This is a genomic window from Thalassoglobus polymorphus (assembly GCF_007744255.1).
GTDB classification, from domain to species: domain Bacteria; phylum Planctomycetota; class Planctomycetia; order Planctomycetales; family Planctomycetaceae; genus Thalassoglobus; species Thalassoglobus polymorphus.
This window is the reverse complement of record NZ_CP036267.1, coordinates 3541360-3557326: the sequence shown is the minus strand read 5'-3', so window position 1 is coordinate 3557326 and position 15967 is coordinate 3541360. Positions and strand designations below refer to the sequence as shown.

The following is a 15967-nucleotide window of genomic DNA, read 5'->3' as shown; positions in this document are numbered from 1 at the left end:
CATCAATTCTAAGTGATGTGATCTTCGCCCGTCCAGTTTTTTTCTTTTTAGAATCATCATTGCGCCTGCTTTCGCTGAAAGATGATGATATCCCTCACAACCCGATCCGAAAGAGCGGTGCTTTCGCCATGCATGTGCAAGTGGAGGAATTCATCTTCGGCAATCAATTCTTGCTGTTCGCTTCGCTGATGACCCTGAACTTGTCTATTCTTTAGAGCAGTTTGCCCTACCGTGTGCCCGTGAAGAAGACATTTCTTTAATGAAAATGCTGTTCGCCACGAGGCAGAACCTGAACACCATTTCGAAAGATGCTCCAGCTGAGTTGAAGTTGAACTCAACTCTCGAATCGATGTTTGCTGTATTCGATGTATGCAGTAATCGATGTTTGCAGTGCCAAGGATCAATGATGACAACGACCACCCTGACTCTCCTCACAGTCCTTTCCTTTCAACAAGTTGCCACTGAAAGCAGGCCGAAGGTCAACAACGATCTTCAACTGACGCTACCTCCGGTGATCTATGCCGTCCCCGGAATCGAGACGAATTTCTACTTCGATAACATCATCCTGTCGAAGGCTTCTGAGCAGTACAAATTCAAAGTCAGTTGCGATGTCGGAGAATCGCGTGCCGAGAGATGGACACTTACACCCACCGATGAGAACGTTGGCAAACATCCGCTGAAAGTCGATGTTCTCGACGAGGAGGGGAAAGTACTCGCTTCACAAGCGAGTCAGGTACTGGTGATTCCGAAGGACGCAGGAGCGAAGACCAAAAAGAAAATCCGCTTGCTCATCATCGGTGATAGCCTGACGCACAACACTGCTTACCCAAATGAAATTGGACGGTTGCTCAACGAACCGGGAAACCCTGAGTGGGAAATGTTAGGGACTCACAAACCGAGTTCGGCTGCCGAGGGAATCGCTCACGAAGGTTACGGCGGTTGGACCTGGGCACGCTTTGTAACGCATTACGAACCGAACCCGGATGGAACCCATCGCAAAAAGAGCAGCCCTTTTGTTTTTCTGAATGATGATGGTCAACCCGCTTTGGACGTCCCGAGATATTTTGATGAACACTTTGACGGAACCCGACCCGATTACATCATCATCATGCTTGGAATCAATGATTGCTTCTCTGCACCAGCAAATGATCCAAAATTGATGGACGAACGAATTGACCTTGTCTTCGGGCATGCTGAGACTCTCCTCACAGCTCTACGGGCAGCGGCTCCAGAATCAGAGATTGGCATCTGCTTGACAACTCCGCCTAACTCTCGCCAATCTGCTTTTGAAGCGAATTACAAAGAGCGTTACCCTCGCTGGGGCTGGAAGAAAATTCAGCATCGACTTGTTCAAAGAGAAATGGAATTTGTCGCTCAGAAGAATGATCCGAAAATGAGTTTGATTCCGACTCAACTCAACCTTGATACTGTTGATGGCTACCCGGAAAACAACGCCGTTCATCCAAATACTCAAGGCTACCAGCAAGTCGGAAAAACAATTTACTCCTGGCTCAAGTGGCAACTTTCCAGAACTCCATAGAGCGTTTTCGATTTTTTGTCTCCGGGAAGCTCACCTTCGTGACTTCATAAACTGCTCGCCACAAGGCAAAACTTAAAGACCAATAGTTGGATTTGCTGTGGGATGTCTTTCACGAAAAACTCGGAAGAACATTCCAGAAATTTAGTTGAATGATCAATGAAAGAAATTTCCATGAAATTGAGTTCACTCTATTCCTCGATCTCGAAATTTGTTGTCGCCTGCTTTGTTTTGGGGTCATTCGTCCAGGCTGCCGAACCGCTCAAGTTGCGAGTGTTGTGCTACAACATTCACTACGGGCAGGGGATGGATGGTGTTTATGACATCGAGCGACTCGCCAAAGTCATCAAGAAGGCCAAGCCAGACCTCGTTGCTTTGCAGGAAGTCGACGTTGGTGTCAAACGTTCATCGCGAATGCATGAAGCGAGAATGCTCAGCGAAATGACCGGGCTCGCTGTCCGCTTCGGTCCCACTCAACATTACGAAGGGGGACTCTTCGGCAACGCTGTCCTCACAAACCTGCCGATTACAGATGTCCACATCCAACCGTTGCCCTACACAGAAAGTACCGAAGAGCTGACCACTTATCCCCGCGCTGCGATTGCAACAACCGTCACGCTTCCCAGCGGGGCTTCATTGAAATTCATCAGTACCCATTTTCAACACAACGTTCCTGAAGACCGCGTTGCAGAGGCGAAGGCTATCAACCAATATTTCGCTGATGACACAATGCCCGCCATTCTCGCCGGAGATATGAACGCTCGGCCCGGCTCGGAACCGATCAACATTTTGGAAAAACAGTGGAAGAACGCGATCGACGCTGATGCAACATTCACCGCACCTGCCAACAAACCGAGAGTGCGAATTGACTATGTCTTCTCACGCGGCAGCCAACTAAAGATGCTCTCTTCTGAAGTTCTCGATGAGCCGGTCGCCTCTGATCACCGTCCTGTGTTGGTTGTGTTCGAAGTCAAGAAGTAGTTCAGTCGATTCTTCACGGACTGGTGTCGCAATCTCCACGGATACAGGTCAAAGCAAACGGCTCTGGAGAATCTGCAAAGTGAACACGAAGACCCAGTACCCGTACCTGTAGCCCGGGACCATTGTCCCGTCTGGTTTGTCCGGGACAAAGGTCCCGGGCCACGGTGAGTTGGGACTTTGCTGGCGAAATGTGTTCTTCGCGTGCGGAGGGTGGTGCAAACGACTCTGAGAAACTGCATAGTGAGCACGAAGACTCAGTGCCTGCACTTGTAGTGCGGGACCCTTGTCCCGTCTGGTCAGTCCGGGACAAAGGTCCCGGACTACGGTGAGTTGGGCTTTGCTGGTGAAATGTGTTCTTCGCGTGCGGAGGGTGCAGCGCACGGCTTTAAGTGAGTCGCGAAAAGCCGGAGTGTTTGATTGGACCGCCGATTCGTTTCTCGATTGTATTTGTGGAGATCGCTTCTGCGAGAGTCGCAAAGACTTCATCCAAGGCTTCCAGGTAGCTTTCAACGTGACGTGGTTCATGAGCGAGCATTGCGTTGAAAGCTCCACCAGCAAGGAAACCTTTTTTGATCATCTCAGCGGTCATCAACGTTGTGATAGCTGCCGCTTGAGGGTGGGTGAATGTCAGCAAGGCTCCTTCGGGGCGACCAGCTGGCTTGACAGGAAGTTGATGCTTCCGGCCGAGTTCCTCCCAGCCGTTCATGACCAAGGAGCCGATCTTGTGAAGATGCTCGGGGACATTGCACTTTTGCATCTTCCGAACACAGGCCAGAGCCGCCGCTGGACCGACACCTTCAGTCCAGAATGTGCTGGAGATAAACGAGTTCTGGGCAGCCTGCATCGTCTCTTTTGCTCCGATGACAGCTCCGATAGGAAAACCGTTGCCGAGTGCTTTCGCAAACACAGCAAGGTCCGATTCAACTCCAAACTTTAAGTGGGCTCCACCTAGACACAATCTCCAGCCAATAGAAATTTCATCGAAGATCAGTCGAGCGCCATTGCGATTGCATCGCTCACGGACTCCTTCCAGAAATCCGGGATCGGGGTCGGTTTGGCGCGTTGGTTCCATCACAATCGCTGCCAGTTTGTCACCATGTTTTTTTATAATGGCGTCCAATTCATCAAGACGGTTGTAGTGAAAAGTGTGAGCCGTTCCCGCAAGCCCGGCAGGAACTCCCCGAGGCTCAAGACCCGGGAGGAGATGCCCATCGAGTTGGGATGCACTTCCATCTGCTGTTGGCTCTGCCAGGTTCGCTGAGAGATACCAGTCATGCCAACCATGATACCCGCAAATCGCGACATGATCGCGTTGAGTCGAAGCTCGCGCGATACGGACCGCAACCGCCATCGACTCTCCGCCAGCACGAGTGAATCGGGCATTTTGCGCCCATGGATGAATATCGAGTAGTCGCTGCGCGAGTTTGACTTCGTCGTCAGTCTGAAGAGTCGACATCGAACCCATACTAACTCGCCGGATGACCGCCGCATTCACATCGGGATCACTATAGCCCAGGATTGTGGAGAGAATTCCTCCGAGGCTCATATCGATAAAACGATTCCCTTCAATGTCAATTACTTCACAGCCGTGAGCCTCTCGATAATAAGCCGGCCATTGGTCAGGCGCAAACATTTCCGGACGTTTACTGAGCAACTGAGTTCCTCCCGGGATGATCTCCTTCGCCTGTTTGTAAGCTTCCTGAACATTGGGGAGTTCTTTGGTCAAGGGGATGTCGAGTAGACGCCGTGCGGCATGACAGAAAACTTCTTCCACATCTTCGTCGTTGAGGAATTGATTCCGGCAAGCCTGTTTAAGTGCCAGGAGAGATTCCAGTCCGAGCAGCGTTGGTTTCGCAAACCGTGACCGCTCAAAGTTCGGGCGAATTTCGTCCAGCCACAAAAAACCATCAGCGAGATTCACGCAGCGGCTCCTCATTTCGGTGACACAAAAATCGGCACCGAAGAGAAGTCGAGTCGGGCCGAATGTTTTCAGAATCGCCTCGAATGCTTCAGGTTCGCAGACAGCGGACGTATCAAAATAGACATTGTCCAGTCCTCGCAGCGACGCAATTCCTTCAACAGTGTGGCGTCCGCAAAAACCTCTCGCAGCATGGGCGAGGATCAATCTGGCGTTGGGATATTTTTTGCAGTGCTCGCGAATGTAAATCTGATTCTCCACTTCCGCCAGGGCTTTCGGCAAGACCATATGCAGCATGATCACGAGACCATATTTCTCAGCGATTTCCCATCCCCATTCTGGAATGTACTCTTCACATTGTGCGAAGAGGGTCTCTTCTCGTTCTGCAAACAGGTGATAAACTTTGAAGCCAGCAAAGTGATCGTCCAGCACTTGTTGTTCAACCTGTTCGCGATTTTGTGTGGGCGTCAAAATCATCAATCCGCGCGAATGTGGGTCTGCTTGCATTTGATCCGCCATGAAACGATTGGCGGAATCGACATTCAGCTTTCGTGTTGGAAACGGAAAGAACAATCCGCCACTCGGGCAACGATCGGGCATCCACTGCGAGAGTCGGTCATTATAAACCGCACGCGTCACTTCGGCAGGGCCGGCAGCTGCCAGTGACGGAGTCGGAATTCCCAGATCGGCGACTTGCCACAAGTGAGCATGTGCATCAAAAGAATTTGGTGGAACAAAATCCTTCAAGTGCTTGTCGAAGAGTTCAAGATCTGCTTCGCCAATTGTGGCCCAGATATAGGGATTGTTTTCTTGTTCAGTCAAATTCGATGATGAAGTCATATTGTGCAAGCAATACTTTAAGGCGAACACTTCAAGTGTTCGGACGTCTGAATAGAAATCAAGAACGGGTCATCATACACGCGTTGAGTCAAGTTGCTGTCAGTTCTTCATGCTGAGCGCGGGCAGATTCCTGATAGCGATCAAAGGCTGCCTCATCTCGCTCACAGGAAACACCTTGGTAGACCATTGCAAATGAGCGACGGTGGCGAGTTGTCGACATGTTGGCATCGGCTCGATGGATTGTCATTCCATGGTGTGCAACCAGATCGCCCGGTTGCAGAGGGATTGCGACTTCAGATGTAAAATCTTCCGGAGCGTAGTTCGTGATCCCTTGCGAGAATCCAAGGATTTTGGATTTCGCATGTGGTCGAAACCCGTTTTGGTGAGATCCGCGAACATATCTTAAACATCCGTTTTCGGCATCGACTTCGTCCAGCGCCAGCCAGAGTGTTACGACGTTCGCAGGTCTCAGACAGAAGTAGTAATTGTCTTGATGCGGGGGAGTGACATGATTTGTGTTGGGCGGTTTGTTGAACCATTCAGGTTGCATCGAAGTTGCTTCCTCGCCAACTAAAGCCTTTGCAAGACCTTTCCATTTGGGGCGGTTCACATAGTCCAGAAAGAACGGGTCGACGCCCATTCGCTGGAGTTGCTTGAGAGTTTCTGGTCGCGAGGCATCTTCATAGAACGCATCTGTTGACTGCAGCGTCGGAACCACTTCGCGGACATACCTCTCCAGGTTTTCTTGAAGTTCTTCGAGCTCAGGTTTGTCTAAGAATCGGTGAATGACAACAAAGCCATCTTTGTCATAGGACTTTTTTTCGAATTCAAACACTGTCGAACCTCACATTTAGATTGGATCTGACTGACCACATTCTTCAACGGCGTATTTTCAAAACTGTGAAAGAGTATGGCCGCTCATCGCCTGCTGCACAATCTCCAGTTTTGATTCACTGACTCAAAATGAGCAACTCTTTCCACCCTCTACTTCAGGAGATGACTGGAGCAAGAGCCTTGAAAATTTAGGGGCATTGATACAGATGCAGTTGCTCCGGTATCTTCAGGACACGTGGATGGCCTGATCGAGCCGACTGTAGAACTCTCTCAGTACAATCTCCGATTGATAGAGACTTCCTGCATCGTTTCATTTTCAATGCCTGTTGTGCTCGTGAAGATTAATTTTAGGACGTCATAGAACTGCTCGCCACAAGGCTGAACGTAAAGACTCATATTGGATCAGTTCAAAAATTTTAACAGAGGAACACTGATGCTTCGCTCCCTGAGATTTCTTTCCTGCTGTGCGTTGATGCTAACGGGTCTTGCAGTCTCTGCTGAAGAGACGCAGATGGATTTGGTCATCGTTGCAGGCCAATCGAACGCTGTAGGATACCATGCGAAGCCGAGTGAGCTCCCTGCGAGTGAAGTCGATCAGGAGATACGATTCTGGTGGCGAACTGGCGATCCGCCGCCGGATGAACACGATTCCGTAAGCAGCCAAAAGTGGACGCACCTGCAACCGCAGCCACTTGGAAACCCAAAGCTCCCAAAAGAAGGGCGACAGTACGGAAACTTTGCTCAGGCTGATGGAGGTTTCGGTCCAGAAATCGGACTTGCGAGAACAATCTATCAGCAGGAGAAAAAAACGTTTGCGGTCATCAAGGTCGCGTTCAGCGGGACCAACTTGCAAAGAGACTGGAGCCACACCGACCCAGGGGCTCACGGTCAATGTTATCAGTCGTTAATCTCAGAAACTCAGGCAGCTATCGCAGCTGCAAAAGAGCAGGGAATTACCCTTCGTCCGCGGGCTTTCGCATGGATTCAGGGAGAAAGTGACGCGAATGCAAGTGACGCGCCGAAATATGCTCGCACCCTTGGCGAAATGGTTGAGTCCCTGCGAGCTGAATTGAATGCGCCACAACTTATTGCGTTGGTGGCGGTCAATACAAAATTCGGCAACGGGACAAAAGAATTTATGCCAGAAATTGTTGCACAGCAACAGCGTATGTCTGCCGCTGATCCTCGCGCTGTGTACGTCGATACCTCTCATGCAACCATCGCAAACAGTGCCCATTTCGATACCAAAGGGACGCTCGAAGTCGGAAGGTTGATGGCAGAGGCCCTCTTCACGGTGGAATCAAAACTCTCTCCCGCGCAGCCCGTTGTGCGAATCGTAACTTTGGGAGATTCAATCACCAAAGGAGTTCGCAGCGGAGTTAAAGCGGAGCAAACATTCGCGTCTTTGCTGGAATCGAAATTGAACGCAGAGGGAACGTCAGCCAAGGTGTTCAATGTGGGAATCGGCGGAGAAAGAACGGATCAGGCACTGAAGAGGCTGAATGATGTCATCGACTTGAAGCCAGATTACGTCACCGTGATGTATGGCACGAACGATAGTTATGTGGATAAGGGAAAAACGGCAAGCCGGATCTCAGTTGAAGCTTACAGAGAGAACCTGAATCAAATCGTCTCCAGGTTACTTGAGCTAGGCATCACTCCCGTGTTGATGACCGAGCCACGATGGGCGGACGGTGGTTACGCCAACGGTATCGGAGAACATCCGAATCTCAGGCTGACTCCATACATGCAGGCTTGTCGAGAAGTTGCTCAAGCGTGGCGCGTTCCTCTTGTTGATCACTTTCAAGCCTGGACGGTCGCGAAAGAGAAGGGGACTCACCTGAAAGACTGGACGACCGATGGATGCCATCCAAATCCGACGGGGCATGCAGAGATCGCACAGGAAGTGCTCCCAGTACTTCAGCAAGCAATTGGCCCGGTGGTCGAGACTCGCAAGAAAATCCTCAGCGGCGAACCGGTTCGCGTTATTTGCTTTGGCGACAGTGTCACCGGGGTTTATTACCACACGGGAAGCCGCCGAGCCTATACCGACATGTTGGGGATCGCCTTGAATCGCGTCTCGCCCGAATCAAATGTTGAGATGATCAACGCCGGGATCAGTGGGCATACGACCGTCAATGCACTCGCAAGGATTGATCGCGATGTTCTCAGCCACAAGCCTGATCTTGTCACTGTAATGTTCGGGCTCAACGATATGACTCGTGTTCCGCTGGAGGAGTATCAAGCAAACCTGAAAGAGATCGTTAAGAAGTGCCGAGATGTAGGAGCTGAAGTCGTCTTGGCAACTCCCAATGCAGTCACAGATTCCCCCGGACGGCCAACAGACAAACTGATTCAGTATTGCGATGTTGTTCGGGCAGTTGCCAAAGAACTTAACGTTCCACTTGCTGATTGCTATCGGGAACTTGCAGCGTTGCGAAGGAATTCTGACTTCGGCTGGCAGATGCTGATGAGCGATGCGATTCATCCGAATATGGCAGGTCACAAAAAGATGGCAACTGCTTTGACGCAATCAATCACTGGGTTGCGAGTTTCGCTCGATGATGTCCCACCACCGACTGGACCGCTGCAGCATACCGTTGAGAGACTCAAGACAAAGCAGCCAATTCGAGTCCTCGCGATGGCTCCGGTTGCCGAGTTGATCGGTCCGTCTCTAAATGACATTGCTGCCGGGGCAGACGTTCAGATAGAGAGCTGGAAGGTCGAAGGAATGACGCTCGCTGAGATCGAAAACGATGCAAGAGCTAAAGTTCGGAAAATGAAGCCTGATCTCGTTGTGATCGCGGTCCCCAAATCGGCCACCGCTGAATCTGACGAAGCCTTTATTTACTCGTATGCCTGGATCATGAACCTGTCGCTGAATTTCGGGGCGCCGACCTGGGACTGTGTTGTCGTTCATCCATCAGTGCTCGATCCGGACGCAGCAGCCAGCGGCCAAGACCTTCTCGTTCGCCAACTTGTTCAAGCCCAAGACTTGAGCCTCATTGATCGTGGCACCGGTGAGAATGAAGCGGCTGCCAGCTTGATTCGAAACTGGATTCAAGCTGCTGCAAAGTCAGCGAAGTGAGTCGCACATGAAGGCTGCAAGGTTATCGCCGACTGACTGTCAGCGACTCAGTGAAGCATTTCTGTTTGCAGGCGCAACTTGTCTTGTCATGGATTACACTTGAAGCATTGAAGTGAATGCAAGTTTGTTGCTTGCTGCGGTTAAACTGCAATTTTCACAAAACGTACTCAACCCTAAGGAGGGATCTGTGAATCTTCATCGTTTTTATTTCGTCATGTTGGTATTCACTTCATGCTCAGTCATTCACGCTGATGAATACCTCAACGGAATCACTTGGGAAGAGCCCAAACGAGTCACTCTTGATGAGAATGGAGTTCCGTCCGACGCCGTCGTGTTGTTCAACGGGAAAGATGTTTCTGCCTGGAACAATGCCGAAAATTGGAAAATCGTCGACGGGGCAATGGTCTCTGGGAAAGGCAACATTGTCAGTAAGGAATCATTCGGAGATTGCCAGTTTCACATCGAGTGGTCGGCTCCGACGCCTGTGAAAGGACACGGTCAAGGTCGTGGAAATAGTGGAGTGTTCTTTATGAACACTTATGAAATTCAGATTCTCGATTCATATGAGAATACAACCTATTTCGATGGCCAAGCTGGAGCAATTTACAAGCAGACTCCTCCACAAGTGAACGCTACCGTCGCGCCTGGGGAATGGAACGTTTATGATATTATCTGGACTGCCCCCAGATTTAATGATGATGGTTCGTTGAAATCTCCGGCTTACATCACTGCGCTGCACAATGGCGTGTTAATTCTCAATCATTTAGAGCTGAAAGGAGACACTCCTTATCACCGTCCACCTCAATACACCAAACATGCGGAACGACTTCCGTTTCGAATTCAGGATCACGGGAATCCTGTCCGTTTCCGAAACATCTGGGTGCGAGAAATCAAAGATGCCCAAGGCGAGCAGACACGCGAGCCGTTCATTCGCAACCAGAAAACAGGTGAAGAGACACCCGTGAAATAGAGAACTTTTGTTCTCTCAGACCGTAAAGAATCGGTTTTCGGAAAATCGCTGAACTGTACGAGACTGTTTTCGGTCGACCTTTTTTGAGAAGTTCAAGTCTGAAGAGAGACTCATTAACATTCAGTAACGGCCTGCCTGTTTCAATGCGAAACAGGCAGGCCGTTTTTCTTTTAGAGCATTTCCAAAGCTTCTCGTGTCCTCGAAGTACGTATTCACAAGTCCATATGCTGATACCACGAAACAGGACTGTTAAGGCGAATTTTAGATTTACTCTAGTGTCATCGAATTCGTGTTCGTGAACCACTTCGTGATGAACAGCTATCTCCGAAGTGAAACCCGTTCTACTCGTGCACAGGGTGGGCAAACTGCTCGAATCGATGGAAGCAAATTCAAGGCCGAGCCTCTTGCCCTGCCTTATGGCGGACGTAATTTGAAGCAATCAATGAGATCTTCCAACAATGGCAGTGACCGAAATTGCTGATGAGTACGAAGAAAATTCCTCATGCCTGCAGGATTTCGTGGCTGGACCTGCTTCTTTCTTGATCTCTTAGGAACTCACCACGGTGCGGAAAATCATTCGGTTTAAGATGATTTCTCTCCGCTGCCGCTTCTCTTGGTTCGTTTCGTACAGAAAAAATCACAAATTTGTTTAAGTAAAATTTGCGTGCCCGATTTTCTGACCTAGGTTTGGTTGTCTTCGGGATTGATAAAGTCAGTTTTATCAACTTCATATGTCAATTCTGGGGCAATTAATAAGGGAAATTGGATTTGCTGACAGACCCTCGGGAGTTCGAGGTCGGGCGGATCCTGCCAATATCGACCGATCGTGAGAGCTCGGTCGAAACCACTGAGAGAGGACAAAAGATGACTAACTTGGCTCAAAGCGTGAAGAAATTCTTGGTTTCAGAAGACGGCCCAACTGCAGTTGAATACGCAGTCATGCTTGCTCTGATCGTGATTGTTTGCCTGACAGCAATTCGTGCCGTTGGTTCAAACGCAGCGACTAAATTCAACGAAATCAAAGATCAACTCACATAAAAAAGAGTTGGTGATCGCTTGATCATCTGATTGACACAGGGTTGGCCGCCCGGTCGGAACTGCATCTGGCCGGGCGGTTACCTGTCTACGCTCTGTGCTTTAAACGCACTTGAATTTTCACTGAAAGCCGACAGGCTGAAAAACTTACGCTCAGTAAGAGGCAGTTTTCAGGCTTTCGGATCACCTAAAAAGACAACATCTCGTCGACTGACTCCCACTGGATTGGATCATGATTCCCATTTGGATTGATTTCGGAACTCTTCCGCTCTTCGAATTCCTTCCCATGATTGTAATGGGCATGATGACCTTTCTTATTCAGACGATTGGACTTGGCGGAAGAACCTAAGTTCTGGTTTTAAGAGCAATTGCAATGAACGGTTTCCTCAGCAATTGAGCAGCTTCATTCAGCTTTTCAGATCAGTACTCGTTAAGACAGCATCACTTTTCGCAGTGATTCGACTGTAAAACATTTGGAAAATGGATCGCGACTGGCACGGTTTCGACTTGCCTGATTGAGTTGCGATGACAGCGAATTCTGCTTGCAAAAATATTTATGTCACCCATTCACCCTAAGTGACGCTGTCCAGCTATACACCCCTCAACCTCGCGAAAGGCCAGCAATAATGGACTGGGAAACAATTCTTCTTGATAATTGGCACGTCAAATTTGTTTGTATTGTATTGATCGTTGCCGCGTACATTGACGGCAAGGAACTTCGAGTTCCGAACTGGATTACCTTCCCGATGGTTCTATCTGGTCTCGTCTACAGCACTTGGGTCGGTGGACTTCAAGGTTTGGGCGATGGTCTTTGGGGAATGACCGTTGGGCTTCTGACTCTTCTGCCTCTTTATGCAGTTGGGGGAATGGGAGCCGGTGATGTCAAACTGATGGCTGGAATCGGAGCCTGGCTTGGTGCCGCAGTCACTTGGTGGGCATTTGTCGCAACAGTGGTTGTTGGGGCTGTCATGGCAATCATCATGGTTCTTTCCCGAAAAGCTTGGGACAAGCATTATGGTCAGTTTCTTCTGATCGCTGCGGAATGGATGACAATTAAAGATCCTCGAAAACTCTCTGAAATCGCAGCTGAGCGAAAACCGCGGATGTTTCTCCTTCCATACGGAATCCCGATCTGCATCGGATCAATTGGTTACTTCCTCTACGCTGGAATGATTTACTAGGAACACGTTTGAAAGGCCAACTCAGTTTTGTTGGCCTTTTTGTCGTCCTGAAATGGAAGTCTGGGAAAGATGGGGTGACTTTGCACGGTGCTGTGCAAAACCCTACTACCAAATCAAACCTTATAACCCTCATAGATTGAAGCAGACTGTCATCATCAGCCGATTCACACAATGACGTGCGAACTCCGGTTGTGGGATACCTGCCCCAAATCGGAGATCTCCGAAATGAAACCCAAGACACTCATACTACTCGTTGTTGCAGGAGGCTGTGGATTGGTCGCCATGGTTGGTGTCCAGCAAGCCATGAAAAGTCGAAAGGCCGTTGCAGCGGTTGAAACGAAAAAAGTTTTAGTTGCAATGGAGAACATCGAAACAGGCTCCGTACTGACGCCTGAAAGAGTCACCTTTCGTGACATCCCAGTTGAGAATCTTCCTCCCGAGGAAGAATTGATTTTGACAGAAGAACAATATGTCGAACGTGGAGCGAGAGTTCCACTCTTTGCAGGAGACTTGATTACTCTTTCCAAATTGACTGAACCTGGCGGAACCGGGAACTCTGTCAAAATCACAAAAGGGATGCGAGTGATCACGATTCCTGTTACGGAAACAAATACACAAAGTAACTTGGTCTCCCCTGGAGACCGTGTGGATGTGCTTGTCACTTATCAGTCGCGAGCTGGACGACGTGGCAACTCAACCAAAACGAAAACACTTCTGGAGTATGTTGAGGTCTTTGCGACAAATGCAACAACTTCAGACAGAATTAATAATGAAGACAAATCCGGACGTACGAGTTTCGTGTCATTGTTGCTGATGCCTGAACAGGTGAACTACGTCAAGCTGGCAGAGAGCAAGGGAAATCTCAGCTTATCCTGGCGGCACAAACTTGATGACGAACTTGTACAAATCAGAGATATTGATGAAGAGTTGCTTGAAGAGTTGGAAGGCACAATTGGAATCAATGATCGCCAACCACTCTACAGCCAACGGTTTGACAGCGAATTTCGAGACATGGATGAGCCAGAGACTGAGATAACGGCTCCAGAACCTGAAACTGCGGTTGCATTAGTTCAGCAAGCAGCAGCTCCAGAACCACCAGAACCAGTTGCAGTTGAACCAGTACAAGAAGTTGCGGAAGTTGAGAAACCAAAGTGGACACTACATGTTTACAACGGGAACTCACCGACTCCGCACTCATTTGAAATTGAAGAAGAAGCGATCGAAGAAGAGACCGCACAGAAAGATGGGACCAATCCTATTGCCGATTCTGTGCGATCACTCCTCGGAGGTGGCTAAGGACTGTTCCGGAAACTTGACCAGAGTCTTTCAAACATTGAGAGACTCCCGGTCATGTCGGTTTTCGGAGACGTCATAAAGATCGGGCAACCGACATTTCGTAATTTGAGAACACTACTCTGTTTCTGGAGTTGATGGCTCTCTCGATTTGTGAGGGGATCGCTCTTTGTAGGAGTGAATTCACAAATCCACAGTGAGCGTGAACTCCCCTTACCGGACATTGATGTCCACGTTCCGTCAGCGAATTCTCGCTTGCGGGACTCAACTTGGATGAATATTGCCGAACACGGCGAAGCAGTTCATTGAGGAATCGCTTCGCCATTTGTCCGGCTCAGATCCTGAGGTGCAAGGATGCCCAATCTCGTCAAACGTCGCGGTCACATGAATCGTCTCTGCGCAACGCTCGTTGCCTGCATTCTGATGACCACACCATTGTCTGCTCAGCCTGATGAAACGGCTGCCGATTCAGTGAAACCTGGGGAAAAGATTTTCCAAGTTCTCACGCCGGAGACTACGATCAAGATGGTGAATCTTGATTCGCGAGTCCTGGAGATGGCGAATCGGATAAAAATTGTTGATGGGTTTAACTCTCAAACAATTTCTGTGAGTGCACTCTCGCCCTATCGTATTCGGGTTCATGCTGATAGCCCGGGTGTGACATCTCTGAAAATGATCGACGAGTTTGACTCGGTTTATACCGTCGAATTCTTTGTCGAACCAGATACACGCGAACTTCAAGCTTACTTGGAACGCCTCTTTCCTGGGACTGCAATTGATGTGGTTGGACTTCGTGATGGAGTCGTACTGCGAGGCTGGGTGACTGACCCAACGCAGATTCCACAAATCATCGATGTTGCTGAACAGTTCTACCCAAGTGTTCATAGCCAGATGAATGTTGGCGGAGTCAGTCAGGTTCAGCTGCAAGTTAAAGTTATGGAAGTTCAACGCTCGAAAATTCGTGAGCTTGGATTCAACTTTCTTGCTCTTGGACAAAACTACGCAGTTGTGAGTACTCCAGGTGGAATTGCTCCACTTTCACAATTCACTGCACCGTTCTCAGGTGGAGGACCTCCAGATGCTGCTTTGGCACCGGGAGGATCTGAACTCGCCTTCGCAATCACCGGCAACAAAGATTTGTTCACCGGTTTCTTAAGAGCTCTGCAGTCTGAAGCGTTAGCGAAAGTTTTGGCGGAACCTGTCTTGGTGACAACCAGCGGACGCCCGGCTTCAATGCTTTCGGGGGGGGAATTCCCAGTTCTTGTCCCGCAAGGTGTCGGAGCAACAAGTATTGAGTGGAGAGAGTTCGGTGTTCGCATGGAAGCGGTTCCAATCGTCTTGGGGAATGGACGATTAAGACTCGACATCGCTCCAGAAGTGAGTGCCCGAGACGTGAGTAACGCTGTGAGCGTCGATGGATTTGTTGTTCCCGGTATTACTGTCCGACGTGTCAACACGCAGGTTGAGATGCGGTTTGGTGAAACATTAATGATCGGCGGTTTGATCTCCACAGTGAAAACTGGCGATACACAGAAAATTCCGTTCCTCGGTGAGCTCCCATGGATTGGTGCTGCATTCAGTCGCAAGACCTTCACTGAGGGTGAAACTGAACTCTTGATTCTAGTCACTCCACAAATGGTCGCTCCGATGTCTCCAGAGCAGGTTCCTGCTGGTGGTCCTGGGTTGCATACCGATACTCCTGTCGACAGAGAACTGTATATTGATGGTCTTCTTGAAGTTCCACTATACGGACCTGAATGCGAACCTTTCGGACCTTGTCAGGATCAATTGATTCATCCTAGCTATCCATCACAAGTTCCACCACAATTGCCACCAAACGCGATCATTGAATCTGCTCAGAACGGGAATCGTTCCAGCCAGGTTCAACCGGTCAGTGGCAACGCCATGCAAACGCAGGCAGTGAAGTCAGCGGAGTTCAACTTCTCAACGAAGGTTGATCGAACAAGTGATCAACAAAGAGCACTCCCCGGGGAGCAAGTGAAAGCTGACGAGGCATCGACCTCTTCAGCGGACAAGTTTGGGTTGATTGAACCATCGACGTCCAAAGGGAATCAGGAAGCGACTTCTTCAGAAAAGTCCACACGCTCCGGTTCGTGGTTCGGAAAGTAGAATTCCTACTGAACGCAGAAAATCAGATTCACTCAGGTCAGTCGGTCAATGCCTGACCTGAGTGTCTCATGAAACGGTGAGTCTGTTATTTCTTGCGAAGCGATCTTCTAAAATCACAAGACCCGCTTTGGCAAGCACGGCGAACATGAAAATGTTCCAG

Annotated in this window: 11 protein-coding genes; 9 read left to right on the top strand and 2 right to left on the bottom strand. The window is 49.4% G+C overall.

The features are described from left to right. Positions 1–17 precede the first annotated feature (17 nt). The 3 genes from Mal48_RS23585 (at position 18) to Mal48_RS12785 (ending at position 2518) form a co-directional block, all read left to right on the top strand. Complete coding sequence (locus Mal48_RS23585; protein ID WP_231739534.1) at positions 18–215, top strand: hypothetical protein; 198 nt, start codon at positions 18–20, stop codon at positions 213–215. A gap of 188 nt (positions 216–403) precedes the next feature. Continuing rightward, the gene (locus Mal48_RS12790; protein ID WP_197441676.1) at positions 404–1540 is read left to right on the top strand and encodes an SGNH/GDSL hydrolase family protein; all 1137 of its coding nucleotides are present in this window, start codon (positions 404–406) and stop codon (positions 1538–1540) included. Between the two features lie 171 nt (positions 1541–1711). Beyond that, positions 1712–2518, top strand: a complete 807-nt coding sequence (locus Mal48_RS12785) for an endonuclease/exonuclease/phosphatase family protein (RefSeq protein ID WP_197441675.1) — start codon at positions 1712–1714, stop codon at positions 2516–2518. Positions 2519–2903: 385 nt separating this feature from the next. Here Mal48_RS12785 and Mal48_RS12780 read toward each other — a convergent pair whose 3' ends face one another. Together Mal48_RS12780 and Mal48_RS12775 are read right to left on the bottom strand one after the other, a co-directional pair. Beyond that, complete coding sequence (locus tag Mal48_RS12780) at positions 2904–5276, bottom strand: aminotransferase class III-fold pyridoxal phosphate-dependent enzyme (protein ID WP_145199904.1); 2373 nt, start codon at positions 5274–5276, stop codon at positions 2904–2906. A gap of 88 nt (positions 5277–5364) precedes the next feature. Next, on the bottom strand, positions 5365–6111 hold the full coding sequence (locus tag Mal48_RS12775) for a phytanoyl-CoA dioxygenase family protein (RefSeq protein ID WP_145199900.1): 747 nt from the start codon (positions 6109–6111) through the stop codon (positions 5365–5367). Between the two features lie 432 nt (positions 6112–6543). On the opposite strand from Mal48_RS12775, the gene Mal48_RS12770 reads away from it, so the two are divergent. From Mal48_RS12770 to Mal48_RS12745, 6 genes are all read left to right on the top strand, one after another. Beyond that, a complete protein-coding gene (locus Mal48_RS12770; protein WP_145199897.1) occupies positions 6544–9198 on the top strand; it encodes a GDSL-type esterase/lipase family protein in 2655 nt (884 codons plus the stop codon). Between the two features lie 214 nt (positions 9199–9412). Then, the gene (locus Mal48_RS12765; RefSeq protein ID WP_145206151.1) at positions 9413–10168 is read left to right on the top strand and encodes a 3-keto-disaccharide hydrolase; all 756 of its coding nucleotides are present in this window, start codon (positions 9413–9415) and stop codon (positions 10166–10168) included. An 864-nt stretch (positions 10169–11032) separates the two neighbouring features. Then, positions 11033–11206: a Flp family type IVb pilin gene (locus Mal48_RS12760; protein ID WP_145199894.1), complete on the top strand. Its 174-nt coding sequence runs from the start codon at positions 11033–11035 to the stop codon at positions 11204–11206. Positions 11207–11829: 623 nt separating this feature from the next. Next, complete coding sequence (locus Mal48_RS12755; RefSeq protein ID WP_145199891.1) at positions 11830–12384, top strand: A24 family peptidase; 555 nt, start codon at positions 11830–11832, stop codon at positions 12382–12384. A 225-nt stretch (positions 12385–12609) separates the two neighbouring features. Continuing rightward, on the top strand, positions 12610–13680 hold the full coding sequence (gene cpaB, locus Mal48_RS12750; RefSeq protein WP_197441674.1) for a Flp pilus assembly protein CpaB: 1071 nt from the start codon (positions 12610–12612) through the stop codon (positions 13678–13680). A gap of 351 nt (positions 13681–14031) precedes the next feature. Beyond that, positions 14032–15807: a type II and III secretion system protein family protein gene (locus tag Mal48_RS12745; RefSeq protein WP_145199885.1), complete on the top strand. Its 1776-nt coding sequence runs from the start codon at positions 14032–14034 to the stop codon at positions 15805–15807. Positions 15808–15967: the final 160 nt, after the last annotated feature.

Bases quoted from the DNA above. Each gene is read 5' to 3' on its own strand.
- Mal48_RS12790 (WP_197441676.1), top strand. From the start codon at position 404: ATGATGACAACGACCACCCTGACTCTCCTCACAGTCCTTTCCTTTCAA.
- Mal48_RS12785 (WP_197441675.1), top strand. From the start codon at position 1,712: ATGAAATTGAGTTCACTCTATTCCTCGATCTCGAAATTTGTTGTCGCC.
- Mal48_RS12780 (WP_145199904.1), bottom strand. From the start codon at position 5,276: ATGACTTCATCATCGAATTTGACTGAACAAGAAAACAATCCCTATATC.
- Mal48_RS12770 (WP_145199897.1), top strand. From the start codon at position 6,544: ATGCTTCGCTCCCTGAGATTTCTTTCCTGCTGTGCGTTGATGCTAACG.
- Mal48_RS12765 (WP_145206151.1), top strand. From the start codon at position 9,413: ATGTTGGTATTCACTTCATGCTCAGTCATTCACGCTGATGAATACCTC.
- Mal48_RS12760 (WP_145199894.1), top strand. From the start codon at position 11,033: ATGACTAACTTGGCTCAAAGCGTGAAGAAATTCTTGGTTTCAGAAGAC.
- Mal48_RS12755 (WP_145199891.1), top strand. From the start codon at position 11,830: ATGGACTGGGAAACAATTCTTCTTGATAATTGGCACGTCAAATTTGTT.
- cpaB (WP_197441674.1), top strand. From the start codon at position 12,610: ATGAAACCCAAGACACTCATACTACTCGTTGTTGCAGGAGGCTGTGGA.
- Mal48_RS12745 (WP_145199885.1), top strand. From the start codon at position 14,032: ATGCCCAATCTCGTCAAACGTCGCGGTCACATGAATCGTCTCTGCGCA.